The sequence below is a fragment of the Aurantibrevibacter litoralis genome (genome assembly GCF_034651555.1).
In the GTDB taxonomy this organism is placed as follows: Bacteria; Bacteroidota; Bacteroidia; order Flavobacteriales; family Flavobacteriaceae; genus Aurantibrevibacter; species Aurantibrevibacter litoralis.
The window spans coordinates 41,828-67,625 of the sequence record NZ_JAYEEQ010000021.1 but is presented as its reverse complement, the minus strand read 5'-3'; the positions used below and the strand labels follow the sequence as shown (position 1 = coordinate 67,625).

Sequence of the window (25,798 nt, the reverse complement as noted above, 5' to 3'; positions counted from 1 at the left end):
ACTTGCATGTGTTAGGCCTGCCGCTAGCGTTCATCCTGAGCCAGGATCAAACTCTTCATCGTTAATTCTTAAATAATTTCTCTTTACTCAAAAACTACCAAAATATCCCGCTCATCGTCTCGATTTAATTTCTGTCTTTACAATATGTCAAATGAACTTTTATAATCCCTCACCCTAAACATCTCTGCCTTAAAGCGGGTGCAAATATAATATCGTTTTTTTGGTTTCACAACATCAAAATGAAAATAATTTTCAACATTATTTTTAGGATGCGTAACACTCTGTTTATCAGTAAATATTTAATTATTTATTTTAAAACATCGTACCAAATCGCCCTTTATTTTTTCAAAAAAAGTTAATTTTAATGAAACCCGAGGCGCGTATCGGCATATTAATTCGCTACTAAAGCACCTATTAGGAGAAAAAATTCCATACCAACCCAAAACGAATCACGAAATCTCGGTAGGGATAATTGGGTGCCGAATAAAAATTAAATCCCGTAAAAGAGGAATTAAAATGTTCTGCCTTAAGAAATATTCTAGTCTGCTTTACTCTTGCATTGATAAAAAAATCGAGCATAGGAAAACCACCTAACTTTTCGTTTTCCTGCACATAGAATTCGCCTAATAGCGGATTGTAGGCATCCATATTGTATTCGGAAAAATACTTAAAAGTGATGCCTGTTTGCAAATACATTGCTCTTTTAAAAACATCGCTAGAAAAATAGAGTGTATTTCGTGTTACCAATTCGGGCACATTGAGCACATTGCTGCTTTGTGATACATTTTGATACATTACCGTATTGTTTAATGCGAACATGCCCCATTTAAATTCCTTTTCGTATTTTACTTTAAGGTAATTTATGCCACTGCTTTGAAAGGGTTTTACAAAGGCATTTTCTTGCCCATTTGCCACTTGTTCCTGAGTGGCTTCGGATTTAAAATAACTGTAATTATCTACAGTGGTGTAGTTGGCATTGAGAGTTCCCCATCGCATGCTTTCAAAATTAAATTCCAATCCATTTACTCTTTCTTTATAGAAACTTCGGTTGTTTTGCCAATTATAATTTTGATAATCGCTTTGATAGAGTAAAAAATTGAAATCGGGCATATTAGAGGAAGAGTATATGCCAAACCTGACCCTATTATGGGCGTTTAAATTGTAACTCGCTGTAGCATCAAACGTATTTCCTGTTAATTCTCCGGAGACGGTATAGCTCAAATTTCCCTTTAATTGAAAGCCTCCTATGCGTTTTTCATAATTTCCTCCAATAGCTATTTCCTCCCCTTGGAGTTGATTTTGAATTTGTTCTGTATCGGTAACCAAAATACTGTCAAAAAAATAATCATAACTGTAAATACTAATAAGCCCCGTTAACTTCCCTAAAATAGGGTTTACAAACTCTCCTTGAAATTGGTTATAGGTGGTTTTTAGTGTTGCCTTGTCATTGATACTATTTAAAAAAGCACTGCCAAAAAACGGATTTGCTGCACTTTGTTTAAATTGATAGAACTTGGTCTCAAAATTAAACCGATGCCCAATACGGAACGCTGTTGCTTGCTTATTGAGGGAATCTCTATCCTTTCCTAAGACTCTGTAGGTGTGCTCTGCATAATACCGTTTACCAAGTACCCGGTTATCGGCATTACTAAAAACGACATCCAAGCGCGTTCGATCTCTAAATTCCGGGTCGCCCGATTCAAACTGAACTTCTTTGTTCGCCAAGCCTCCATTTTCCTGATTTTCGATATCATTTACCACAATATGACCACGCAAGGCATATCTTCCATTCTTGGACAAATAGTTGGTAGTAGTCCTGAAATTTCCGGATTCTGACTGACTGTGCTGAAATTTACCTAAAGACCGAAACCCTTTATACGCTATGGAAAAATTTAGCCTAGGCGAGGTATTAAAGGTTAGCCAAGCGTCCAAAAGCTGCCCTTGTTCAAAAGTGGTCTTAAACATAAGTTCGGTTAGTGGAGTGGCTACATTGTAATAGTCTATATCCTCTATCTCCATATAATTAAGGTGCTTGGCTCTGGCACCTATGGTAGGGTAGCTTTGCGAACGTGTCAAAGTGACCCCTAATTTATTGTAGGGTTGCCCAACATTCGCAAAGGGCATTAATTCGAAGTCGTCTTTTCGCAAATAATTGTACTTGTATTCCTTTTGTATCGTAAGCGAACTATCTAAAAAGGTGGTGTCCCTTTTAAATGATATTATTTTGTAGTTTTCTACTGTAATCTCACGAATAGAATCGTTTTTCTGCGGTATTTTCTTTTGCGGAATTTTCTTTTTAAGTAGCGTATCCGTTTTGCTCACCGGGGGTATGGAATCTTCTTGCGCAAATAGTGTTGAACCTACAAAAACAAACAGTATGATTATCAAATATTTCATGTGTTTATATGTGTTTTTTTTAATCGGTAATGCTTCGACTGCGCTCAGCAAAGGAATATAACTCGCCAATAAACATTCTCCTGTGTGTTATACCTTTTGGCATGGCTCGTTTCATGTGTTACTTTTAATCTGTTTTTAATTGGACACATGCAACACCGATAACAATGCCTTTATGTGTGCTACAATACGTTGGGTTTGGGCATTTCATTACCGCTACTTAAACGAACAAAGTTAATTTTTTTGTTCGTAACGAAATGTGAAAGTTTTCCTAGTTCCGTTGCCGTCTTGAATTCTGTAGAATAATCTTGATTTCTATTACCTTAGCAGGACTAATTAGTATTTTAGATGTTAAAGCCCTTTTACAGATGGCCTCAGGAAATTGGCACTGATGAAGCAGGCCGTGGTTGTTTGGCAGGTCCCGTTACTGCTGCTGCGCTTATTTTACCTGAAGGTTTTGAAAATACAACACTGAACGATTCCAAACAACTGTCCGAAAGTAAAAGAAACGCCTTGAAACCTATTATTGAAGCCACGGCTCTCACTTTTGGTGTAGCGCATGTGTATCCGGAGGAGATTGATACTATTAACATCCTTAATGCCTCTATTTTAGCCATGCACAAAGCGATTGACTTACTAGCTTTAAAAGCTTCCCTTATTATTGTAGATGGTAATCGCTTTAAACCCTATAAAAATATAGCGCACCAATGTATCGTAAGAGGAGATAGTCAATTTATGAGTATCGCTGCGGCGTCAGTATTGGCCAAAACCTATCGCGATGCGTATATGGAAACAATTCATCTGGAATACCCCATGTATAATTGGAAACAGAATAAAGGATATCCTACTTTAGAGCATCGGGAAGCCATCAGAACGTACGGAATAACGAAATATCACAGAAAAAGTTTTAAACTTTTACCCGAACAATTATCTTTAGATTTCCTGTGATATATTTTTCTAATATGCTGGTAATGTATCCATATAAGAATCGAATTATCCAAACTCATATAGTCCAAATATTCATTTGGGTGTCCTTATTTTCAACATCCTTTATTTTCTCCCAAACCAACAAACAAGACAGCTTAAAAATAGATCACTTTCAAAAATTGTTTGACCGCTATTTATATACTAAACCAGACTCGGCTAAATTCTACAATACTAAAATGTATTTGACATTTAAGGCGGAAAATAATGAAAAAGGTATTTATGCCGCACTGTGGAATAAAGCTACCTATTATTACAATCAATCAAAAATGGACAGTGTTAGCCAAACCCTACATGAAGCACTTCGTTTGGCAGAAAACTCAATGGATAATAAAAAGATAGTTGATTGTTATATTCGGCTAGCCAGTGTGGAAACAAAACTGGGCCATTTTGAAGCTTCTAAAGAACTAACTTTTAAAGCCTTCGAGGTGGCTAAAAAAGAAAATCATTGGGAAAACCTTTATAAAATCTACAACAAACTAGGGAACGATTTTTTCTATGAAAATAAAATGGAGCAAGCGCTTATGTATTACCTAAAGGTCGACTCCATTTTTCACGCCAAAGACAAACAGGAAACTGCCCTTGCGTCTGCCCTGTCCAACATCGGAAATATCTACATGGGACTAAAAAATTATGACAAGGCAGAAACGTACTTCAATAGAAGTTCTTCTGTATTTAAATCATTAGGGCATGTAGAAGGAGAAAACCACATCATGGTAAAATTAGGACAATTACTTTGGAACAGCGGTCAATACAGAGCTTCTATTAACAAGCTAGGAGCCCCATTACAATACTACAAAACGGCAGGTAACTTAAATGAATTAACAATAATAACGAATTGGATAGGGGCAGGTTACCTAAAGCTAAAAGAGTATGGGGAAGCAAAGCACTATTTTGAAGCATCTTTGGATTATGCGCTAGAAGCTGGCGATCAATTTTGGGAAGCCAATGGCCTTGTAAATCTTGCCGAAATTTCGAGATTGGAGAAGCAACCGGATATCAGCATCCCGTATCTTCAAAAAGCATGGGAGATTTATGAGAATATGAATATTACTTACAATAGTCCACAAATTCTTAAGCTCCTATCTCAGTCCTACGAACAAAAAAAAGATTTTAAAACCGCTCTAAGTTTTGCCAGACAGTATCAGCAATTAACCGATAGTTTAACGATATTAGAGAATTCCAAAAGTCTTCAGGAAATCGAAGCCAAATACCAAACCGAAAAAAAAGAACAGGAAATTGCCCTTCTAAAGGCAGAAAATGCTGTTAAGGAAACACAAAAACTCGTCTACATAGGGTTGGTTGCTTTCCTTCTGATAGCATTTGCTGTTATTTATTGGATCTATAGCAATAAGCTGAAAACCGCTAAGAAAATCAAAGAATTAAATGATTTAAAATCACGCTTTTTTGCTAATATTTCCCATGAATTCCGAACACCTTTAACTTTAATTAAAAGCCCTGTTCAAAATTTAAGAATACATGTAGATGCTTCACAAAAAGCGCAATTGGATATGATAGAAAACAACTCCAATCGTATGTTGGAATTAGTTGATCAATTGCTGGAACTTTCCAAAATTGATAGTGGCAGTTTGCAACTCATTTTAAAGCAGGGAAATTTATCTTCTTTTTTAGAAAGTCTCGTTTCTCCTTTTGAATATCAATCTAAAGAGGTTCAAAAGCCTTTAGTAGTCCATATTGAAAAAACCACATCACCTCTATTCTATGATAAGGATGTGATAGAAAAAATTGTCAGCAATTTATTGAGTAATGCTTTAAAATATGGCGATACCAATGAAAGCATCCATTTTGAATCGAAAATATTAGAGGCTCATTTACAATTAATTATAAGCAATAAGAGTAGCGATTTAACACCAAATGACGTATCTAAACTGTTCGAACGTTTTTATCAAAGCAACACTAATAATGATGGTGCTGGTATTGGTTTGGCATTAGTAAAGGAATTAGTTCAGCTTTATGAAGGCAAAATCGATACGAACTTAAACAGTAATCAGCTCACATTTACAGTGACACTTCCACTACGATCTAATTTGAAGCATGCGGTTGTTACTACTACACCCCGGGAGTTTGATCACCTGCCGATTGAAACTGGAGAAAACACTCAGGACTTACCTATTTTATTAGTTGTAGATGATCATCCAGAAATACGAACTATTATTGCCTCCATTTTTGAAGTAGAATTTAAAGTGATTTTTGCCACAAATGGAAAAGAAGCCTTAGTCATGGCACAAAGAGAAATCCCTGATTGCATAGTATCCGACATCATGATGCCCGAAATGGATGGCTTTGAGTTCTCAAAACAACTCAAAAACAATGAACTCACCTCCTTTATTCCCATTGTTTTATTGACGGCAAAAACTTCCGCAGGAACACATTTAGAAGCTTTACAAAGCACGGCCGACGCTTTTCTGACCAAACCTTTTAGCCATGATGTCTTAAAAGCTACTGTAAAACAACAAATTCAGGAACGCAAAAAACTGCAAGCACATTATAGTCAGGAACTGATTCTAAAACCTACAGGGATTTTGATTAATTCGGTAGATGAAAGGTTTATAAATCGCTTACAGGAAGTATTTCAAGAGGAATTTGCTAATCCGGATTTCAATACGGAGCTATTTGCAAGTAAAATGGCCATAAGCCGAATGCAGTTGCATAGAAAACTAAAATCGCTTTTTGGCGTTTCTGCTACAGAGTTTGTGCGCAACGAACGCTTAAAGACGGCCGCCGATTTAATGAAAAACAAAAAGCTATCCATTTCTGAAATTGCTTATGGTGTTGGGTTTAATGACCTGTTCTATTTCTCAAAATGTTTTAAGGAGCTATACAAAGTGGCACCTTCGGAGTACCAAAAATCATTGTAGCAATCAGCTTACTTCTTTTTAAAAAGCCTCTATAAATGAGGCTTTTTTTATTGATGTTACATCATTCCATTCATTGGTTACATAATTACAAGTTCTGGCATTAGAATCATCATAATTTTGATATATCCTAAAAAATTGACAAAGTGCTATGGCTAAAAGGAAGTTTCACTATGAGGCTTATTTACATCAAATTCCTTCACAAAAAATACGACTCAATATTGACAATTTAGATGATGGTAGCTATGAGTTAAATGTTGTACATAAAAATAAAATTCTAAAAACAACCACCTTTAAAAAACAATGATTTATGAACCCAAAACACCTCATTACTATCCTAGTTAGTTTATTCATATTGAATGCTTGCAGCAATGATGATGACTCAAATAAAGTGAGAATCAGTTTACTCAAAACAGTAGAGGTCACTTATCCGGCATCTTCACTATCAAATTATACGCTTACTGTAGATTATAACAATGATAACACCATCAATACCGTGGTAAAAACGCTTGCAGATAATTCTACATTTCGTTTTGCTTGCAGTTATAACGATACCAAAAAATTGGCAGCAGTTGGTATAGAAAGTCCATCAGGTTCCTCAAGAACCATAGAATTTCAATATACCCCTCAGGATATATTATTTCAAATAGAAGAACATATTGAGGGTAGTATAAACGCTTTTGAAATCAACTATAATTCCTTAGAAAATAACTATTCATCTTTACATAGAACTTGGTTTTTTGATGATGCTAACAATTTTGAAGGTTACTTTTTTTCAAGTGAAGCAGTTCACACTTTCGAATATAACAATTCCAAGGGGATTGAGAATTTTGACATCTACATACCAATACTTATTTATGAAACGCTCAATGGTTTGGGTTTTGCCAGCGATTTTAATTTTATTTCTCCAAATCAAAACACTAATAGTGCTTTTGAAGAGCTTACGCCCGGTGGTATTACAGTAAACTACAGAAATGAACAAATTTTAAATACCCAAGGTCTTTTAGGTTCAACAACAACCTACGTAAATGATGAAACCAGTATATTTTCTATCAAAACTTACACTTACGAAACCAAATTCCAATAACATAAAACTCAAATCCTTATGAAAGCACTCAAAATTATCACATCACTATTTTTAACATTGTTCACAGTATCATGCAGCAATGACGATGATTCTAACAATGGTCCAAAAGGCTATTTCCCTACAGAAATAGAAGCAACAGGTTTTGCAAATCCGAACAATGATGAAACTATTGTCATTCAATACAATACAGACAACACCATTTCTAGAATCACACTAACCGACAGGGAAGGCAGTATCAGAACAAAAAACTATAGTTACACCAATGGTAAAATTACCCGAGTAGATAATTCGGGTTTTTTAGGAGGTCCCGCCATAAGGACGTTTGTTTATAATTCCTCAGGAAAACTATCTTCAATAATTGATGAAACAGGCGGCGATTCCGAAACCTTTGCAGTTTCATATAATACTACAGAAAATACATATACATTGACTGATGGTGACACTTTCGGGATAAGCCTTGATGCCTCAAATAACCCCAATCTATACTCAAGTTCTTTTTTTCCAAATCCAAATCTTACCATTACCTTAGATGACGTAAATGCAGGGGTTTTTAAAAATGTTGTGCCTCAAATAGCACTTCAATTTGATTTAGCTTTATTCAATAGCGGGCATTTGTTTTATTTCTTCAACCAAAAACAAATCAATCATTATGAATTTGGTGTTCAAGATTTTGAAGTTGTCAATTCCCGGGATGCGAATGATAATATTAGCGTCGTTGAATACAATTTTACCGGAAGTCCAATTCAACTCAATATTACTTACCAAAACAGAACCCTTTAACATAAAGAATTATGAAAACAAAACACCTTTTATTGTTTATTACCCTGTTGAGCATGTCTTTTGCCAACGCCCAAATTTTAAACAAAATAAAAAAGAAAGCTGAAAAATCTGCCGAGCGCACCGTAGAAAGGCGCGTAGAAAAAGAAACAGCAAAAAAAACCGACGAAGTTCTGGATGAAGTATTTGAATCGGACAAAAAAGATTCCGACAAAAATACCTCTCAAAAGAATAAAAACGAAATTTCTGAGAAATTAGAAAAACCGGGTTCCCCTACCACTGAATCGGATTCCAAAATAAGTACCGGAAGTCAGTTTTTTCCAGAGGGTGAAGTGTTATTTTATGAAAACTTTGTCAAGGATACAAAAGGGGATTTCCCTGCGCACTGGGAAACGAACTCCGGAGGGGAAATTATTATGGTTGGCTCAGAAAAAGCCTTGAAACTGAACCCAAATGGCAATTATATCGCTAAAATTTCAAAACTTCAGGAAAATTATGCTCTAGAGTTTGATCTTATCACCGAAAATCTGGAATATAAGGGACTTGCAGGGTCTGAATTCGGTTTGATATTCTCCGGCGAAAAAACATTGAACAAACCACAACAGGGGGCCAAATTTGGCTTCTCACTATGGAAAGGGTCCGAAATCCCAAATCAATTACAGGTTCAAAATTGGGGAAAAATAACGCCCAAGATCGACAACAAAATACCCTTTAAAATGGTAGAGAAACTAAATACGACTACCCATTTTGCCATTGTGGTAAACGGTTCAAGATTAAGAGTGTTTATAGACAACGAAAAAACCATTGACCTTCCCTCATTTCTTGCTTCCAACTTTGGAAATTATATTCAATTCTACTTAAAAGGTACAACCGCAAAAGAGAATCATATCGTAGCTATTTCCAAAATAAAAATAACCGAGGAAGGTGAAGATATCCGATCCAAAATCTTAAAAGGGGGTTTTACAACCCAACAAATTGTTTTCGATTCCGGTTCTGATATTATTAAAAAAGAATCCTTCGAAATCCTTAACAAAATTGGGAAGGTGCTACAAGAAGATCCCAATATCAGAATAAATATAATAGGACATACCGATAGTGATGGGGACGCAGTAAAAAACATGACCCTTTCCAAATCTAGAGCCGCATCAGTGATGCACTATTTTACGGACAATATGGGTGTTGACAAGAATAGGTTAATGTATCAGGGACGGGGTGAAAATGAACCCATTGCAGACAATACCACCACCGAAGGAAAGGCACAAAACAGAAGAGTTGAATTTCAACCCATTCCATAATGAAAACAATTGTAAAAGTTATTTTGGGTGCAGTCGGCGTCTCAGCTTTGGCCATGACTACAGGTGTAATTCCCAATCCTTTTGCGGACGAACAAAGGGAAGCCGCTAGTCATAAAATACATGAGATGAAAATCCAATGGCGGCACGATGGAAAATTTGAAACCATGCCCATTGTTGAACAAGGCACCCCCTTCGATGATACGAAGTACTTCGACATGCCGGCAGGAATTTCCGAAAATCCATCAGATTTGAGTGGGGTTTATAAGTTTAATTTTGAAATAGAACAGTTTTTTAATGTGGATGGTTATACCGGAACCATTCGTTACAAAGTAAACAGTAACGACAATTCCATTTATGTGTCGGGCACTGACATCGTCGAAAACCCGCTGTTTAGTTCCGTAAAAAACAATCCTTACTTACGTCCTTATACTATTGAATTTCTAATACGTAACAGCCAGAGCGATGTAATGCTTTTTTTGAATCATAACGAAGAAGGAAAACTATGTCTTAAGGCACCCACAGGCTTAAATTTTTCAGATGTGCTTACAGATACCTATTTAAAAAGTTTGGAGGTTTTGAACTCAGCTAAAGACAATTCGGTAGTTGTTGATAGGGATAGCCCTTTGGAAGCATATCGGGGCAAGTACACTTTAGCTGAAGGGGGCCAAAAGGAAGTGACCTTTTGGTTTGCCAAAGAGGAAGCTCAAATCCCTACCGGTGTTCCCCTCATGGGCTTTGGCGTAGGGGTATTTAAAGATGTTCTGGAAAAAAAGCAAAAGTTTTTAGCTATCACAGAAATGCCGGAAGGGGTTATGAAGCTAATTCACCTTGAAAAAATTGAAGAGTGGGGTGTCAATACCAAAAATTACAAGGTAATCCCTTTTGACTACCATTTACAGTCTGGAATTGAAAGAGCTAATGACATCGTTTCGTGGCTAAAAGGAAAACAAGAAGAAATAGCCCGCCTCAGGGAACAAAGAAAAAATTGTCCCCCGCACCAACAAGGAAGCGAATGCCGAAGAAATTATGAACAACAAACGAAAGCGATAGAAAAAGAAATAGCTGAACGCGCAAAAGAACTAAGTAAAACCCTAATGATGCCCATTAATTAGGTAATATAAAAAAACCGTATCAAACGCCTTTTTCATACTAGAATCGGCAATTTACTAACTATTAATATCAACTTTAAACCTGTATAAACATGAAAAATCCATCAAAAAATTCAATGACAAATCTTAAAATATTAACCCTTGTTTTCTTATTGAGCTTTGGAGCTTGTTCAAAATATGGTGATACAGGCTCCGAAGGTCCACAAGGAATTGCAGGTCCTCAGGGGATTCAAGGCCCAGCCGGATCTCAAGGCGAAACCGGACAAGATGTGGAAGACGGACAAGACGGTAACGCAAATATTATTGCATAAGACTGGTTTGGCCCTGTGGGTCAGGTTGCTGTGGTGAATGGCTATACCGCTTATGCCGAATTTGAGGTAGCTATTCCAGAATTGGATGAAGCCCTTTACAATTCGGGCACATTATTAGTTTATGGACGCTTCTCCCGTTTCGTAACGGAAATTTGGCCACCCAGCCATGCAGCTTTGCTTCCTATAACGATTAGCTGAGGAACAACTACGCATAGGTTTACCTACTTTTTTAGCGCTGGATCTCTTAAGCTAAGATATATAAGAAATGATGATGAACCGGATGTTTTATTTAACCCATCAGATAGATTCAGATATGTTCTAATTCCCAGTCAAACTTTGTCCGGAAAAGGAAATAAACCGGACTTTTCTAAAATGACCTATGAAAAGGTAATTGATTATCTGGGTATTACACAGGAGTGATGTTCCATCAATCCAATAAACATACTTTTATATGGCCGTGAGTAACTTTAACTTCAACTAACGGCCTTCATTCATTTTTCTATTTATATCCAAATTCATCAGATTCAATATTAGGATTGACGCATAAAATTAAACGGTTACGGCAATGCCCAATCGAGTTCTCATCGCCATTTCCAAACAAACCTATGATTAATAGGAAAAAAATTAAGGCAATTGCCAGAACAACTTCAACTACCACATTTAAAATCCTAAATTTGCGCAAAAGCAGATCTCATGAAGGCCAAGATTCTTGTACTCACTCTTTTTATGGTATGTAGTTGCAGCCCGGAAAAACCCAAAGTTTCTTCACTTTTACCATATATTCCCAGCAATGCAGCCGTCGTTATTCGTATTAACGAGGATGCTACCTTTAAGAGTGAACTTAAAAACAACAATTTTCTAAAACAGCTTTCAAAAACCGGAGTCTATAGTACCATACGCAACAAAACGCAAGCCCTACACTATGTACAATCCAACGGAGAAAGCTTTTTGGCCTTTTTAGAAGTCGGCAAAGCGAATTTTGAGCTTGTGTATATTTCGCATGCCGAGAAAACCTTGCTTAAGTTAGAAAATGTATCAGATAAACTAATAGAAACCCTAACCTATGAAAATAGAACTATTGAAAAATATGTGGTCAATGAAGTACTGTTTTTCCGTCTTAGGTTAAATGACATCGTTTTCATTAGCACCTCGCAAATCCCATTAGAGAATATTGTTCGCAGTCAAAGTTTAACTGTTGATACACAACTTCAAAAATTTCTTAAGGTGGCCAATACTTCAAAAGCGGCTACTATTTTTATAAACACACAAAAAGCCAATCCCGTTTTCGGTGCTTTACTAACCTCAGACAAATCGGTTGCGATTTCTGAATTTACCGATTTTGTGGCTTTAGATGTAGATGCGGTGCAAGAACAACTCCAACTCAATGGCGTTAACATAGCCAATGATTCTGTACAAAGTATTGTTAACCTCTTTAACCATACTAACCCACGGAATAACACGACTGCTTACATGGCACCTGCCAATACCGATGCCTTATTGTCCTATACTTTTACGGAGTATTCTATTTTTGCCAAAAATCAGCAACACTATTTGGATCGTTCGGCACCCATGGACACCCTTTTTAAGAACGTGGTTGAAATTGGTAATATCTTTATGAATACTACCAAAGCCGTGGTGCTGAATGCCGACCGTTCCGAAACTATTGCCACATTTTTAGACGGTTTAGAACGAAACACCTTGGATTATTTGGGTAACGAGATTAATGAATTAAATCAAAATGATTTTCTTAACACCTACTTTAATCCCTTAGTACAAAATTTTACCGCCCAATATTATACCATTTTAGAAAATTCGTTTGTGTTTGCCGCAGAGCAAGAAACCTTGCAAATGATAGTTTCTAACTTTAAAAATGGGAACACCTTTGAACAAACCAACGTATATAAAACAAGCATGAACCAGCTTGCCGATGAAAGTAGTATTTTATTCATTGCCAATGCCGCAGGACTATCTCAAATTATGAAAGCCGATTTTGCCAACGAAGTGGTAAGGGATTTTGAAAAAGCCTCCCTGTCTGACTATGTATTTGCGGCTCAAATCGTTTCTGATGCCGGATTTTATCACACCAACATGGTCATTCAAAAAATGGAAAAACAAAACCGGGCCAATAGCGTTTCAGCGCTTTTCTCTGTGCAATTGGATGCAGCACTAGCTACCCAGCCGCAATTTGTACTTAACCATAGAACCGGTAAAAAGGAAATTGTAGTTCAGGACATAGAGAATTACCTCTATCTTATTTCCACTGATGGCAAGGTGCTATGGAAAAAACAGTTGTCCGGAAGAATTCAAGGGCCTATTACACAGGTAGATATATACAAAAATGGCCGACTGCAATTGGCTTTTACCACAGACCATCACTTTTTAATTTTAGACCGAAACGGAGAGGAAGTAAAGCCATTTAACACCTCTTTTGATGGCGAAGTCCTAAATCCCCTTGCCGTTTTTGACTATGACGGAACTAAGGAGTATCGCTTTGTGGTGGTACATGGCACCAAAATACATATGTATAATGCTAAAGGAGAAATAGTAAAGGGGTTCACCTATACCGAAGCCGAAAATCCTATCCTTGGCACGCCCAAACACATCCGAAGCGGCAAAAGGGATTATTTGGTATTTCGACAAAAATCGGGTCATATAAAGATATTGGATCGTACCGGGAGGCCACGAATTCCGGTAGCCGAAAAAATCGATTTTTCTGAAAACGAAGTGGTTTTTTATGAAGATACGTTTACGATGACCGATACCCAAGGGGCATTGCACCAGATTGAAGAAACCGGGAAAATAAAAACCACTCCATTGGCGTTGCAGCGCGATCACGGAATGGATGCCACTACAAAAACATTGGTGTTAATGAACGATAATGTCTTGCAAATAAAAGACAAAAAGCTGGTGTTAGACTTGGGGATGTACAGCAAACCGAAATTGTTTGTGATAAAGAATAAAATCTACGTGAGCGTTACCGATCTTCAGAATCGAAAAGTATATTTGTTTGATAGTAATGGTAAGGCCATTCCCAATTTCCCTGTAATGGGCAACTCCATGATCGATCTTGCCGAAATGGATAAGGATGGCAAGCTGGCATTGGTGGTAAAAGATTTGGATAATTCCCTCATTGTCTATAAAATGTATTGAAGTTTTTTTTGAGGCTTCTTATAACTTTGATTGCTTTATCTCCTATAAAAAAACAACATCATTCCATGGAAGACACAACCCCAATACCCAATTTTTCCATATCGCTCCAAAAGTCGGGATACGATTTTGAAACCACTTCTGCATCATTAATGATAAGATGGGTTTTTAGCGCTAAGGGCGCAAAAGCCATAGCCATTCGGTGATCATTATAGGTGTCTATGGCGATCCCTTCCCTAATTACTTTTGACGCTACTAACGTAAGGGTTTTGTCCGTCACCGAAATAGATGCTCCTAGTTTCGATAGTTCTGTTTTTAAAGCTTCTAAACGATCGGTTTCCTTAATTTTTAGCGTATGCAATCCGGTAAGATGGCACTCCATTTCCAAGCCGAAACAGCTCACTGCAATGGTTTGGGCAATATCCGGAGCATTGGCCAGATCAATAGTAATAGATTGCCGCAAACATTGCGTTTCTTTTTTTAAGATAATCCTATTGTCGACAAAAGTCGTGGTTACTCCAAAATCGGTATAAATTTCCGCTAAGACGCTATCGCCCTGAAGGCTATCCTTTTTGTAAGACGACAAGGTGATTTCCGACCCCACTTCCGCCAAAGCCATACTACTATAAAAATAAGAGGCCGAACTCCAGTCCGACTCTACCACTACATTTATAGCGCCTACAGCTGGTTTTGGAACTACTTTTATGGTATTGCCTTGAAAAGTACTAGGTACTCCAATTTGAGATAACAAGCCTAAGGTCATTTTAATATAGGGAACGGATGTAATTTTACCCAACAATTCCAACTCCAAGCCGTTTTCTAAATTTGGTGCAATGAGCAACAGAGATGAAATGTACTGACTACTGATATCTGCCGGAAGGCTCACCTTACTTTTGGTAAGTTTCTTTCCTGTTATTTTTAGTGGCGGATAGCCTTCTTCTTGCGCATACGATATCGCTGCCCCAAGACTTCTTAGGGCATCTACCAACACCTTTATAGGGCGTTCTGTCATCCGTTTTGAACCCGTCAAGACAACCTCCTTTCCCTCCTGTGAGGCAAAATAACTGGTTAAAAACCGCATGGCTGTACCGGCATGATGGATATCTACCGTTCCGGTATCAATTTTTAGCCCTTTTTCCATCACTTCCGAATCATCGGAATTAGAACTATTGGTTATACTAAGGTTTGGATATATCGCTTTTAGCAGTAAACAGCGATTAGATTCACTTTTAGAACCGGTGATTTCTATATTCGCTTGGATCCGTTTTATAATAGGAGGCGTAAGTTGAATTTTCAAAATGCTATTGTATTTATGTAATTTTACGGTCAGGTTTTGAAGGATAGTACCGCTTTTATGTAAGGTTTAGTGCTTTTTTGAGAAACCCGAAAGGTATTGCGAAAGCGCCTTATGCTACAGACCCCGATCAAAAAAGCAAATATACCATTATTTCAGCTTTTCGTTGGTATTGTGTCTATCGTGATCGCGCTTGGTTTTTAGATCTAATTTTTTGTCGAAGGCCTCTTGCAAATCAATTCCGGTCTGATTGGCCAAACAGAGCACCACAAAGAGTACATCGGCCAATTCTTCTCCTAAATCCTTATCTTTATCGGACTCTTTTTCGCTTTGCTCGCCATATCTTCGGGCAATAATGCGAGCTACCTCACCTACTTCCTCTGTGAGTTGCGCCATATTGGTAAGCTCATTAAAATAGCGAACACCGTGGGCTTTTATCCAATCATCAACCGTTTGTTGTGCGTTTTGTATGTTCATCTGATTTTATTTATTCTCTATTCTTAGTGTCGATTAGTATCGTTACCGGGCCATCGTTCAGAAGTTCCACCTTCATATCAGCCCCAAAAACACCTGTGCCAATTTTCTTTTCTAATTCTGTTTCTACTTGGTGAACAAATTTTTCATAAAGCGGAATTGCAACCTCAGGTTTAGCAGCTTTGATATAGGAAGGTCTATTCCCCTTTTTCGTTGCCGCATGCAAGGTAAACTGACTCACCACTATGGCATCTCCATCAATATCTTTCAAGGACAAATTCATTACACCCTCCGAATCATTAAAAATCCGAAGGTTTGCTATTTTCTTTGATAGCCAGTGTAGATCCTCTACTGAATCGGCATCTTCTATGCCCAGTAAAATAAGAAACCCGTGGTCTATTTTTGCTATGACTTCCGAATTTACGGTGACACTTGCTCTTGAAACTCGTTGTATAACTGCCCTCATCTATTTTTGTTCGTACATAGCTGTTCTATATCCTTCTTCTTCTCCGGTAACAATCTGTACATAACTTCTGTAACGACTCCAAGCCACCTCATCGCGCTCCAAAGCCTCTTTTACGGCGCAATGGGGTTCATCTAAGTGAAGACAGTTGTGAAACTTACAAGATGGCTTCAATTTAAAAAATTCCGGAAAATAGCCACCTACTTCCTCTTTTTCCATATCTACCACCCCAAATCCTTTGATGCCGGGTGTGTCTATGATACGAGCATCCATTTCTAAATCGAACATTTCCGCAAAAGTAGTGGTATGCTGTCCCTGCGCATGTTGGGTAGAAATTTTGGTAGTTTTTAGATTTAAATCCGGTGCAATGGCATTGACTAAGGTAGATTTACCCACGCCGGAATGCCCGGAAAACATACTGGTTTTCCCTTTCATTAATTCTTTTACTGCATCGATATTCTTTCCGGTTGTTGCCGAAATCGCTATGCAGGTATAGCCAATAGCACCATACATAGTAATCAAATACGTTATCTCCTCTATTTCGACATCGCTATAGGTATCTATTTTATTGAACAACAACACCGCCGGAATATGATACGCCTCAGAAGTAACCAAAAACCGATCTATAAAACTGGTAAATGTAGGCGGGTTGTTAAGGGTGATCATTAAAAACACCTGATCTAAATTAGAAGCAATAATATGGGTCTGTTTGGAAAGATTTACCGATTTACGGATGATATAATTTTTCCTCTCGGCAATATCGGTAACAATACCAATGGTTTCATCCCCTATTTTTTCAATGTCGAAGGTAACACGATCTCCCACGGCTACGGGATTGGTGCTTTTTATCCCTTTTATCCGAAACTTCCCTTTGATAGTGCATTCATAAAAACTACCGTCTTCGGCCTTTACGGTATACCAACTTCCGGTAGATTTATACACTATTCCTGTCATTCTTGTTTTTAAAATTATAGTTCCATGACAAAATAACGATTTTTCCCTTTAACAATTGCTGTATATTTGATGGCATGCCGCTTTATAAAAGTCAGAATCATCCAAAAAAAGTCCGCAAAAACTTCAGGATTTTTTAGAATCCAAAAATTCCAGTTCACTAATTCCTTAAAGAATGTTGTTTGATTTTAGTTCTCAAGTAATTTCAAACGATCTACCGCATTTTGGTTTTGAGAATCTAGTTTTAAAGATTTTTTAAAGTTTTCTATGGCCTTTTCCTTATCTCCCATAAATAAATAGGCCTCCGCCAAGCTATCAAAAAGATTGGCAGAATTTGGATAAATCCCTGTTGCAAACAAAAATACATTAATCCCTTTTTGCGAGGTCTTAGGATTGAAAACCAGTTGTAAGCCAAGATTGTTTAGATTGCCTTCTGGCAATTGCATCGTCGGATTCTTTTCCAGAATGGATTTGTACAGTTCATATAGATGTTCGTAGTTCTGTTTTAACGCTAATTCATTAAAATCCTGGAAATTCATTGGTAGGTTTTTCTTCTTCTTAAATTGTTTGGTAATTAAGCCTTTTTCCACTCTATTCTCGGAAGGTTCATTTTCTAAAAAATGTACAGCGCCTGTATCATCCTTAAAGAAGGCGTTCAAAAAATTTAAGGTATATTCTGAAACCAATCTGTATGATTCCATTATTTCCAAATCACTCTTATCCTGTCTTTGGTCCCGTGGCTCAAAAAGAACACCCAACGTACTAAAATGCGAATGGGTTAGGTTATGAAACTTTAATTGGAATGCATCACTATAAACAATACTGTCGTAAAGCTCGAATTCGTAATTGAGTTCTGCATTTATGTTGTCTTCTTTTAAAACCAGTTCGGGAATATCCTTTTGTGCTAGATGCATGTAGGGAATATCTATCTTTTCGATATTAAAAAAAGGTGACCTTTTTAAAGTAGTATACTGATACCTTTCACTGCCATCCAAACTTATAACCGCTTTAATATTCTTATTTCGCATTTGTGCAAGCATGTTAGCCATTCCCCCAAAACTGAAGCCCATTGTTGCAATACGGTTATAATCGGCATTCTGTACCTTTCCAACTTCTTTAATCAAGAATTCCACATCTCTTGCCTGTGTTTCCAAGTCCTTTTCCGTTCCACCCTCAAAAAATCTATTTTCGGTGCCCCGACTCGGACTGGAAATAACAATATAGCCATGACTTGCTAAAAACTCACATAAAGCAAAATTTTCTATTGAAGATGCCTGATAACTTGGTGTGTAAATCACTACCGGAAAACGGCCATATATAGGTTCATTATGCTTATATGCCGTGGTTTTTTCTTTAAGGTGATTTTGATTGGCAACCGTATTTGGATAGTAAAACCAATTTAACAATTGCTCATTGGGTAAGTACTCCCATTCTTCTTCCACTTTCAAAATTTCGAAGTATTCTATAATCTTGAGTGGTTCTGTGTTGTTTATAGTTTCTTTAGCAGGATACCACAAGCTTATCGGAATTGGTCGTGCTACACTTTTAGTGCGCCAATCGAATATTCTGTTATATGTTCGTGTGCTGTCGGCAGAAAGATAGTGCCGAAATCCAACATCCATGCTCCCATTGCGCAACGCAATTTTCTGTAATGAGGTTTGACTAAACCCTGCGTGTACCTGAAACAATAGAAATAGTAGGAATATGCGTTGCGCCATATCGTGATCCTATTTTTAAGAAATGGAGCAATTTTTGCTCCTCTGATGCTCTAAAATTACCCTTTTATGTGCACTCTTCCACCGGCAAATGTGTTTTTATTTATCTCTTTTGGATTGCCGTACACATGTACATCACCACCGGCTCTTATGGTAATATCTGCACTTTCCGTGGCATAAATTTCAGATTCGCCCCCGGCACTAATTTTAATTTTTGAATCTTCAGTTCGTAGCGCCCTTCCTTCAAAAATTCCACCGGTATTTAGAACGATGGCCTGACTTTTTGCCAATCCCGATGCCTCAATGATTCCCCCGGTAACCGCTCTTGCATCCACATAGGCCACATCTAAGCCTACTTTTATTTTTGCACCTTCTTGAGCCCTAAGTTGAATGCTATTTTGATGCATCTGGGCATTAGACGTTATTCTGGATCCTTCATTGGCATCAATTACATCCAGTTTGGTGTAATATACTTCTACAAAAGTATCTTCTCCCGTGAAAATTTTATCCAATTGCATCCGGATCTTAAGTTTGCCGTTTTTATTGACAATTTGGATATCATCCACATTCTTTCCTTTGATCAACACCTTGTCTTCGTCAGAATGAATCAGGTTGACTTCAATTAAATCAAAAACTTTTACTTCTTTAAAATTGCCTACTTGCTTATCTACAATGCGTTGCGAAAAAGCAGTACCGGCTACCATCATCAAGACTATAGTGACTATTCTTTTCATGTTTTATGTGTTTTAGTTTAGGTAAAGATGACCTAACATCCTTGTTGTTACACTTTTTCTTAAATTTAAAGACTTTTTATGATGCGCACATTACATTCATTAGATAATTTAACACCCTACCTTTATGAGATTCCAACCTCCACGGTTGCTCTATAGCAAATGGCTTTAAATGGAGAGTGTTACTACCGGAACACCAGATCCATCCCTCCGTCTTCGCTTAGCGAAGCCACCTCCCTTTAGACAAAGGGAGGAGTCCGATTTTTCTTTAAAATAAAAAATTTTTTGAAACTGACTATCCCCGAGGCAAGCCATAGGGGTATTTCGCCAGTTTCATTTTGGCCTTTGGGCCAAAATCCGAAATTTTGTATTTTACCTCACCCGGAACTGCAAAAGGCAGTTCCGACCTCTCCAAAGGAGCGATAAATAAGAAACCTCGACCCAAGGGTCGGGGTTTCTTTAGATTAAAGACTTTTTATGATGCGCACATTACATTCCTTAGATAATTTAACACCCTACCTTTATGAGATTCCAACCTCCACGGTTGCTCTAGAGGAAATGGCTTTAAATGGATAATATTACTACCGGAATACCAGATCCATCCCTCCGTCTTCGCTTAGCGAAGCCACCTCCCTTTATACAAAGGGAGGAGTCCGATTTTTCTTTAAAATAAATAAGAAACCCGACTTGTCGTCGGGTTTACGTAGTTAAGCATTGATAATCTTTTCCTGATGGTTAATGGATTCCTGATGAATGGCCTTGAACAACCGCAGCACAAATTCTTCGCTGAGTCCTTTGGTTTCTCCCTCTAAAATCATAGCACCGAGAATCTCGTTCCAACGAGCACTTTGCAAAACCGCCACATTCTTTTGTTTCTTTAACGCACCAATTCCTTCAGAAATTTTCATTCGTTTCCCTAGGATGTCGAGTAACTGATGATCCATAATATCTATTTGAGCGCGAAGGTTACTCAGCTTACTGGTGTAATCCATTTCTTGATCGGTTTCTTTTCTAATTTTCAAATCCTTCATAATCTGAATTAAACGTGCCGGTGTTACTTGCTGGGCAGCATCGCTCCAGGCATTATCCGGATCATCATGGGTTTCTATCATTAACCCGTCAAAATTTAAATCTAACGCAGTTTGCGATACATCAAAAATCATATCTCTTTTTCCTGTAATGTGCGAAGGATCATTAATAATAGGCAAATCCGGGAATTTAGTTTGCAACTCGATGGCCAATTGCCATTCCGGAATGTTGCGATATTTTGTTTTTTCGTAGGTAGAAAAGCCTCTGTGGATTACGCCCAATTTTTTTATATTGGCTTTGGCCAATCGTTCTATAGCCCCTAACCAAAGTGATAAATCAGGATTCACAGGGTTTTTAACCAAGATGATTTTGTCTGTTCCTTCCAGAGCGTCTGCAATTTCCTGAATGATAAACGGACTTACGGTAGATCGTGCACCGATCCACAACAAATCTACATTATTCTCTAATGCCAAATCTACATGGGCTCTGTTCGCCACCTCGGTAGCGGTTTTCATTCCGGTTTCTTCCTGAACCCGTTGCAACCATTTTAACCCAATAGCGCCAACGCCTTCAAACATTCCCGGACGTGTTCTGGGTTTCCAGATTCCTGCTCTGTAGTAATTTACATCGGTATCCTTTAACTCATGTGCTATTCTGAGCACCTGATCTTCTGTTTCTGCACTACATGGACCGGCAATGACCAATGGGTGGTCTAATTTCATGTCGTCTAACCAAGTCCTCATTTCTTTTGAATTTTCCATTTTTTACGCTATTATTTCTTGTTTTGTGGTATTCCGTTTAATATTTGTTTTATTTTATTGGTGTTATTCATTTCGTTGTAAATGCCTTCATAATCATCTTGGAGAAGCATTTTTTTAAAATCATTTAAGTTTTGAATGTATTCTTCTAAAGTTTCTACTACATTTTCTTTATTCTGTTTAAAAATGGGCGTCCACATGGCCGGCGAACTTTTTGCCAACCGAACGGTGCTCTCGAATCCGCTTCCCGCCATGTCAAAAATATCACGTTCATTTTTCTCTTTCTCAATTACTGTCTTTCCTAACATAAATGAGCTGATGTGTGACAAATGTGATACATACGCAATGTGCTTATCATGCGCCTCAGGATTCATATACCGAATACGCATTCCGAGCTGCTTAAACAATTCCAAGGCTTTTTCCTGCAGTTTAAAAGCCGTTTTTTCTACCTCACAAATAATATTGGTCTTATCTTGGAAGAGCCCTTCAACAGCAGCAGATGGCCCTGAAAATTCAGTGCCGGAAATGGGATGGCATGCCAAAAAGTTGCGCCTTCTTTCATGCCCTTCTACCACCTTACATACTTGGGATTTGGTAGAGCCCACATCAAAAACCACAGCCTCATCCGAAATGGAATCTAAAACTGAAGGTAACACCGTTAATAGAACATCTACCGGAATAGCTACAATGACTACATCCGCTAGATGCAATTGGTCAAAATCTGATTTTATATCGATAAGCCCTAAACTTTGGGCTTCCTCCAAATGCAGCGGATTGGCATCTATCCCATAAATTTTGGCATGGGCATACAAACCTTTGATGTCCTTAACCATAGATCCGCCAATTAACCCGATACCAATTACAAATACATTCATTTTTTATTGCACGTTGTTCGTTGTTCGTTATTCGTTCCTCGTTATTCGTTGTTGGTTAATCGTTTGCGCTATTATTCTTTGTTTTTCTTTGATGTAAACTGAATATTCTAATAGGTATATCGCAAACTTAGTTGCTATCTCGGTTTATTTTCACATTGATACATTTTCACATTAATACATTTTCACAATAATCTCGAAAGATTTCACTTCTCGCTACGTACTACTCCATACTAATACCTCCCTATCGCTTCCCTTATTTTGTCTTCTGTAACACATAATGAAAAACGAATATAGCCTTCCCCATTACTCCCAAAAATAGTTCCCGGGGCGATAAAGATATTTTTATCGTATAATACTTCATCTACAAACTGCTCTGAAGAAAGGCTTCCTTCCGGTAATTTTGCCCAAACAAACATTCCCACAGCCTTTTCATCATAGGTACAATTCAATGTGTTTGCCAATTGAAACATTAACTTTCTTCGTGTTTCATAAACGGTATTGAGCGACTGAAACCAAGCCTCACTACTTTTTAAGGCGGCAATAGCCCCTTTTTGAATCCCGTAGAACATCCCGGAATCCATATTGCTTTTTACCTTTAAAATGGCGTTGATATGTTCCGTATTTCCCAAGACCATCCCCACGCGCCAACCGGCCATGTTAAATGTCTTGCTCAACGAATTTAATTCCAGAGCTACTTCTTTGGCTCCATCGATCTCTAAAATACTGATGGGGTTTTCATTACGCACAAAACTGTAAGGGTTATCATTTACCACTAAAATATGATTCCTTTTTGCAAAATCTAAAAGCGATTGTAATTGTTCTTTATTGGCCGTAGCTCCAGTGGGCATGTGCGGGTAACTTACCCACATTAATTTTACTTTGGACAAATCCTGTTGTTGTAGTGCTTCTAGATCGGGAAACCAGCCCTTTTCTGAGACCAAATCATAATAGGTTGCAACAGCGCCCACTAAATTAGTCACCGAGGTATAGGTAGGATATCCGGGATTGGGAATAAGCACTTCATCACCGGGGTTTAAAAAAGCCATGCTGATATGCATAATTCCTTCCTTAGAACCCATAAGCGGTAAAATCTCGCTTGCCGGATCTACTACAGTTCCAAATTTAGATTGATAAAACACTGCAATGGCCTCCCTTAATTCCGGCAAACCCTGATAACTTTGGTATTGATGAGCACCATTATCCGTTAGCGATGCGCGTACAGCTTCTAAAACTTCCGGCGCAGGCGCTAAATCGGGACTCCCAATACCCATATTAATTATCGGCTTTCCTTCCGCTATAAGCCCTCTAACTTCTCTCAATTTCTTGGAGAAGTAGTATTCTTCCACCGTTTTTAATCTATCGGCCGTAGTGATCATAGTCGTGCATTTTTATATTCGCCCAATACTTTAAATTCCTCGGCCATAATTCCCAAAAGTGATTTCGCCTTTGCATAATCTGCATAATTATCAAAGGTAACATCTACAAAAAAGGCGTACTTCCAAGGTCGCTCAATGACGGGCAAGGATTGTATTTTAGTAAGATTTAGTCGGCAATCGCTCATCACATTCAACACTGCGGCTAAACTTCCTCTTTTATGATCTGTAAGAAAACGAAGCGAGGCTTTGTTAATTTCATTCTCCGGCAATACCTTATTTTTGGTTTTTATAATTATAAAACGCGTAGAGTTATTCTTAATCGTCTGGATTTCCGATGCAATGACTTCCAAATCATACAGTTCTGATGCCACCTTGGGTGCTATTGCGGCAATTCCCTTTAATTGTTGTGCCTGAATGCGCTGTGCCGTTTCTGCCGTATCGGCATCCTCTACCAGTTTTATATGAGGATAGTCCCTAAAAAACTCCTTACATTGTAATAATGCCATGGGATGCGAATGTACTTCCTTAACATCCTGCATTGTTTGCCCTTTTAAAACCATTAGGTTATGATGTATGCTTAGGTACCTTTCGCCTATAATATGAAGGTTGTTCTGGTACACAAGGGCATAATTGGGAATAATAGATCCTGCAATGGAATTTTCAATGGCCATTACCCCTTTATCCGCAGTTTTTTGTAGTAGATGATCTACCATTTTATCAAAAGACATACATTCTACCAAATCAATATTTTCTCCAAAATAATCTCTAGCCACCTGATAATGGTTAGAACCTTTGATGCCTTGAATTGCTATTTTTAGTTTCATTCCTTGCTAGCAACCGTTAGGCCGCGTGGGTTATAAAATTCTTTTAAAATTGTTCAAAAAAAAAGCCCCGATTTTGGCGGGACTTTGGTATCTATTTATTTTAAAAATATCCTACAACAGTCCCGCTTCTCTTTTAAAAAAGAAGTAAAAATAAAAACCGTTCCAGAAATATTGTTTTGTCATTTGATGTAAAATCTCGGCTAAAGTAATAATTATATTTAAAATTCAAGTTTAATCTGTAATTTTTTTTATTCTAATGTTTTATGGGGTTGGTAATTTATGCCATTCTTACGAAAACCACCTATGCCCAGACTATATTTTATTCCTTGGATTGATTCTGAAATGTTTATTTTTGATAAAATTTAAGCCATGTCCATTACCGTACAGCATATTTCTAAAAGTTTTGGTACTCAAAAGGCACTAAATACAATTTCATTTTCCCTAAAAAAGGGAGAGATCGTTGGATTTTTGGGCCCCAACGGCGCTGGGAAATCTACCATGATGAAGATCTTAACGACCTACCACAAGGCCGATAAAGGTGAAGCTACCGTAAATGGATATGATGTCCTAACACAAAAAAAAGAGGTGCAAAAAAGCATTGGATACCTTCCCGAGCACAATCCGTTGTACCTGGAAATGTACGTAAAGGAATATTTGGAATTCAACGCTTCGGTATATAAGGTAAACAAAGCAAAAATAACCGAGGTCATAGCACAAACCGGACTACTACCGGAAGCCCATAAAAAAATCGGGCAACTTTCCAAAGGATACCGGCAACGTGTTGGTTTGGCAGCAGCCTTATTGCACGACCCGGAAGTATTGATTTTGGACGAGCCTACCACAGGTTTAGATCCCAATCAGTTGCTGGAAATACGAAAACTCATTCGGGAAATAGGAAAAGAAAAAACCATTTTGCTCTCTACCCACATTATGAAAGAGGTAGAGGCCGTCTGCGATCGGGTGCTGATTATCAATAAAGGGGTTCTGGTGGCCGACAAAAAACTCTCGGAATTACAGGAGGAAGGCGAGCAAATTATTGAAGTTGAATTTGATTACCGAATTGAGGAAGCCTTACTGCAAAAATTGCCCTATGTGGTTCAGGTAAAAAACACCGGTGGTTTTGTGTATGAGGTAACCTTTAACACTACTGTGGATATGCGACCCGTACTCTTCGATTTTGCGCACGATAACGAGCTAAAAACCTTGCAGTTAAGCAGAAAAAATAAGAATCTAGAAAGTTTATTTACGGAATTGACGGGAGTTGTCCTCTAACCTCTCCTAAAAAGGAGGATAAAAGCATCTTCTTTAAAAAAGGTTCGCTGAAATGT

The 25,798-nt window shown here is 37.8% G+C and carries 22 protein-coding genes and 1 rRNA gene; 11 read left to right on the top strand and 12 right to left on the bottom strand.

The window, feature by feature from the left end:
• Both U1E44_RS14595 and U1E44_RS14590 read right to left on the bottom strand, forming a co-directional pair.
• Positions 1 to 62: ribosomal RNA gene (locus U1E44_RS14595) — 16S ribosomal RNA — on the bottom strand; the annotation flags it as partial.
• Positions 63 to 414: 352 nt separating this feature from the next.
• The gene (locus U1E44_RS14590) at positions 415 to 2,397 is read right to left on the bottom strand and encodes a putative porin (protein ID WP_322931844.1); all 1,983 of its coding nucleotides are present in this window, start codon (positions 2,395 to 2,397) and stop codon (positions 415 to 417) included.
• A gap of 345 nt (positions 2,398 to 2,742) precedes the next feature.
• Here U1E44_RS14590 and U1E44_RS14585 point away from each other — a divergent pair, with 345 nt between their 5' ends.
• The 10 genes from U1E44_RS14585 to U1E44_RS14540 all read left to right on the top strand — a co-directional run bounded on the left by U1E44_RS14585 (position 2,743) and on the right by U1E44_RS14540 (position 13,983).
• Positions 2,743 to 3,342, top strand: a complete 600-nt coding sequence (locus tag U1E44_RS14585) for a ribonuclease HII (protein ID WP_322931843.1) — start codon at positions 2,743 to 2,745, stop codon at positions 3,340 to 3,342.
• 215 nt (positions 3,343 to 3,557) lie between these two features.
• Positions 3,558 to 6,257, top strand: a complete 2,700-nt coding sequence (locus tag U1E44_RS14580) for a response regulator (RefSeq protein WP_322931842.1) — start codon at positions 3,558 to 3,560, stop codon at positions 6,255 to 6,257.
• 148 nt (positions 6,258 to 6,405) lie between these two features.
• The gene (locus U1E44_RS14575; protein WP_322931841.1) at positions 6,406 to 6,561 is read left to right on the top strand and encodes a hypothetical protein; all 156 of its coding nucleotides are present in this window, start codon (positions 6,406 to 6,408) and stop codon (positions 6,559 to 6,561) included.
• Positions 6,562 to 6,564: 3 nt separating this feature from the next.
• Entirely contained in the window at positions 6,565 to 7,341 is a 777-nt protein-coding gene (locus U1E44_RS14570) for a hypothetical protein (protein WP_322931840.1), read from the top strand.
• A gap of 18 nt (positions 7,342 to 7,359) precedes the next feature.
• Positions 7,360 to 8,121, top strand: a complete 762-nt coding sequence (locus U1E44_RS14565; protein ID WP_322931839.1) for a hypothetical protein — start codon at positions 7,360 to 7,362, stop codon at positions 8,119 to 8,121.
• Between the two features lie 11 nt (positions 8,122 to 8,132).
• Positions 8,133 to 9,413, top strand: a complete 1,281-nt coding sequence (locus U1E44_RS14560) for an OmpA family protein (protein ID WP_322931838.1) — start codon at positions 8,133 to 8,135, stop codon at positions 9,411 to 9,413.
• Positions 9,413 to 10,525, top strand: coding sequence for a hypothetical protein (locus U1E44_RS14555; protein ID WP_322931837.1), 1,113 nt, complete (start codon positions 9,413 to 9,415; stop codon positions 10,523 to 10,525). Before U1E44_RS14560 ends, U1E44_RS14555 begins: the two co-directional genes overlap by 1 nt.
• An 89-nt stretch (positions 10,526 to 10,614) precedes the next feature.
• Positions 10,615 to 10,833 carry a hypothetical protein gene (locus U1E44_RS14550; RefSeq protein ID WP_322931836.1) on the top strand — a complete coding sequence of 73 codons (219 nt, stop codon included), beginning with the start codon at positions 10,615 to 10,617 and terminating at the stop codon, positions 10,831 to 10,833.
• Positions 10,834 to 10,848: 15 nt separating this feature from the next.
• Complete coding sequence (locus U1E44_RS14545; protein WP_322931835.1) at positions 10,849 to 11,031, top strand: hypothetical protein; 183 nt, start codon at positions 10,849 to 10,851, stop codon at positions 11,029 to 11,031.
• A gap of 495 nt (positions 11,032 to 11,526) precedes the next feature.
• Entirely contained in the window at positions 11,527 to 13,983 is a 2,457-nt protein-coding gene (locus U1E44_RS14540; RefSeq protein WP_322931834.1) for a hypothetical protein, read from the top strand.
• A 58-nt stretch (positions 13,984 to 14,041) separates the two neighbouring features.
• Here U1E44_RS14540 and U1E44_RS14535 read toward each other — a convergent pair whose 3' ends face one another.
• The 10 genes from U1E44_RS14535 to U1E44_RS14490 form a co-directional block, all read right to left on the bottom strand.
• Positions 14,042 to 15,277 (bottom strand): 3-phosphoshikimate 1-carboxyvinyltransferase, encoded by a 1,236-nt coding sequence (locus tag U1E44_RS14535; RefSeq protein WP_322931833.1) that lies wholly within the window; start codon positions 15,275 to 15,277, stop codon positions 14,042 to 14,044.
• Between the two features lie 147 nt (positions 15,278 to 15,424).
• The gene (locus U1E44_RS14530) at positions 15,425 to 15,751 is read right to left on the bottom strand and encodes a nucleotide pyrophosphohydrolase (protein WP_322931832.1); all 327 of its coding nucleotides are present in this window, start codon (positions 15,749 to 15,751) and stop codon (positions 15,425 to 15,427) included.
• 10 nt (positions 15,752 to 15,761) lie between these two features.
• Complete coding sequence (gene dtd / locus U1E44_RS14525) at positions 15,762 to 16,214, bottom strand: D-aminoacyl-tRNA deacylase (protein ID WP_322931831.1); 453 nt, start codon at positions 16,212 to 16,214, stop codon at positions 15,762 to 15,764.
• On the bottom strand, positions 16,215 to 17,165 hold the full coding sequence (gene rsgA / locus U1E44_RS14520; protein ID WP_322931830.1) for a ribosome small subunit-dependent GTPase A: 951 nt from the start codon (positions 17,163 to 17,165) through the stop codon (positions 16,215 to 16,217).
• A 185-nt stretch (positions 17,166 to 17,350) separates the two neighbouring features.
• Complete coding sequence (locus tag U1E44_RS14515; protein WP_322931829.1) at positions 17,351 to 18,880, bottom strand: CocE/NonD family hydrolase; 1,530 nt, start codon at positions 18,878 to 18,880, stop codon at positions 17,351 to 17,353.
• 56 nt (positions 18,881 to 18,936) lie between these two features.
• Positions 18,937 to 19,611, bottom strand: coding sequence for a head GIN domain-containing protein (locus U1E44_RS14510; RefSeq protein ID WP_322931828.1), 675 nt, complete (start codon positions 19,609 to 19,611; stop codon positions 18,937 to 18,939).
• A 704-nt stretch (positions 19,612 to 20,315) separates the two neighbouring features.
• Positions 20,316 to 21,398 carry a bifunctional 3-deoxy-7-phosphoheptulonate synthase/chorismate mutase type II gene (locus U1E44_RS14505; RefSeq protein WP_322931827.1) on the bottom strand — a complete coding sequence of 361 codons (1,083 nt, stop codon included), beginning with the start codon at positions 21,396 to 21,398 and terminating at the stop codon, positions 20,316 to 20,318.
• Positions 21,399 to 21,409: 11 nt separating this feature from the next.
• Positions 21,410 to 22,270 (bottom strand): prephenate dehydrogenase, encoded by an 861-nt coding sequence (locus U1E44_RS14500; protein ID WP_322931826.1) that lies wholly within the window; start codon positions 22,268 to 22,270, stop codon positions 21,410 to 21,412.
• A 230-nt stretch (positions 22,271 to 22,500) separates the two neighbouring features.
• A complete protein-coding gene (locus U1E44_RS14495) occupies positions 22,501 to 23,646 on the bottom strand; it encodes a pyridoxal phosphate-dependent aminotransferase (protein WP_322931825.1) in 1,146 nt (381 codons plus the stop codon).
• Positions 23,643 to 24,470 (bottom strand): prephenate dehydratase, encoded by an 828-nt coding sequence (locus U1E44_RS14490; RefSeq protein WP_322931824.1) that lies wholly within the window; start codon positions 24,468 to 24,470, stop codon positions 23,643 to 23,645. The genes U1E44_RS14495 and U1E44_RS14490 overlap by 4 nt, the downstream gene beginning before the upstream one ends.
• 369 nt (positions 24,471 to 24,839) lie before the next feature.
• On the opposite strand from U1E44_RS14490, the gene gldA reads away from it, so the two are divergent.
• Positions 24,840 to 25,742, top strand: coding sequence for a gliding motility-associated ABC transporter ATP-binding subunit GldA (gene gldA, locus U1E44_RS14485; protein WP_322931823.1), 903 nt, complete (start codon positions 24,840 to 24,842; stop codon positions 25,740 to 25,742).
• The last annotated feature ends 56 nt before the right edge of the window (positions 25,743 to 25,798 follow it).

Excerpts from the sequence above, each read along its gene's own strand:
- U1E44_RS14590 (WP_322931844.1), bottom strand. The coding sequence starts at position 2,397 with ATGAAATATTTGATAATCATACTGTTTGTTTTTGTAGGTTCAACACTA.
- U1E44_RS14585 (WP_322931843.1), top strand. The coding sequence starts at position 2,743 with ATGTTAAAGCCCTTTTACAGATGGCCTCAGGAAATTGGCACTGATGAA.
- U1E44_RS14580 (WP_322931842.1), top strand. The coding sequence starts at position 3,558 with ATGTATTTGACATTTAAGGCGGAAAATAATGAAAAAGGTATTTATGCC.
- U1E44_RS14575 (WP_322931841.1), top strand. The coding sequence starts at position 6,406 with ATGGCTAAAAGGAAGTTTCACTATGAGGCTTATTTACATCAAATTCCT.
- U1E44_RS14570 (WP_322931840.1), top strand. The coding sequence starts at position 6,565 with ATGAACCCAAAACACCTCATTACTATCCTAGTTAGTTTATTCATATTG.
- U1E44_RS14565 (WP_322931839.1), top strand. The coding sequence starts at position 7,360 with ATGAAAGCACTCAAAATTATCACATCACTATTTTTAACATTGTTCACA.
- U1E44_RS14560 (WP_322931838.1), top strand. The coding sequence starts at position 8,133 with ATGAAAACAAAACACCTTTTATTGTTTATTACCCTGTTGAGCATGTCT.
- U1E44_RS14555 (WP_322931837.1), top strand. The coding sequence starts at position 9,413 with ATGAAAACAATTGTAAAAGTTATTTTGGGTGCAGTCGGCGTCTCAGCT.
- U1E44_RS14550 (WP_322931836.1), top strand. The coding sequence starts at position 10,615 with ATGAAAAATCCATCAAAAAATTCAATGACAAATCTTAAAATATTAACC.
- U1E44_RS14540 (WP_322931834.1), top strand. The coding sequence starts at position 11,527 with ATGAAGGCCAAGATTCTTGTACTCACTCTTTTTATGGTATGTAGTTGC.
- U1E44_RS14530 (WP_322931832.1), bottom strand. The coding sequence starts at position 15,751 with ATGAACATACAAAACGCACAACAAACGGTTGATGATTGGATAAAAGCC.
- dtd (WP_322931831.1), bottom strand. The coding sequence starts at position 16,214 with ATGAGGGCAGTTATACAACGAGTTTCAAGAGCAAGTGTCACCGTAAAT.
- rsgA (WP_322931830.1), bottom strand. The coding sequence starts at position 17,165 with ATGACAGGAATAGTGTATAAATCTACCGGAAGTTGGTATACCGTAAAG.
- U1E44_RS14515 (WP_322931829.1), bottom strand. The coding sequence starts at position 18,880 with ATGGCGCAACGCATATTCCTACTATTTCTATTGTTTCAGGTACACGCA.
- U1E44_RS14510 (WP_322931828.1), bottom strand. The coding sequence starts at position 19,611 with ATGAAAAGAATAGTCACTATAGTCTTGATGATGGTAGCCGGTACTGCT.
- U1E44_RS14505 (WP_322931827.1), bottom strand. The coding sequence starts at position 21,398 with ATGGAAAATTCAAAAGAAATGAGGACTTGGTTAGACGACATGAAATTA.
- U1E44_RS14500 (WP_322931826.1), bottom strand. The coding sequence starts at position 22,270 with ATGAATGTATTTGTAATTGGTATCGGGTTAATTGGCGGATCTATGGTT.
- U1E44_RS14495 (WP_322931825.1), bottom strand. The coding sequence starts at position 23,646 with ATGATCACTACGGCCGATAGATTAAAAACGGTGGAAGAATACTACTTC.
- U1E44_RS14490 (WP_322931824.1), bottom strand. The coding sequence starts at position 24,470 with ATGAAACTAAAAATAGCAATTCAAGGCATCAAAGGTTCTAACCATTAT.
- gldA (WP_322931823.1), top strand. The coding sequence starts at position 24,840 with ATGTCCATTACCGTACAGCATATTTCTAAAAGTTTTGGTACTCAAAAG.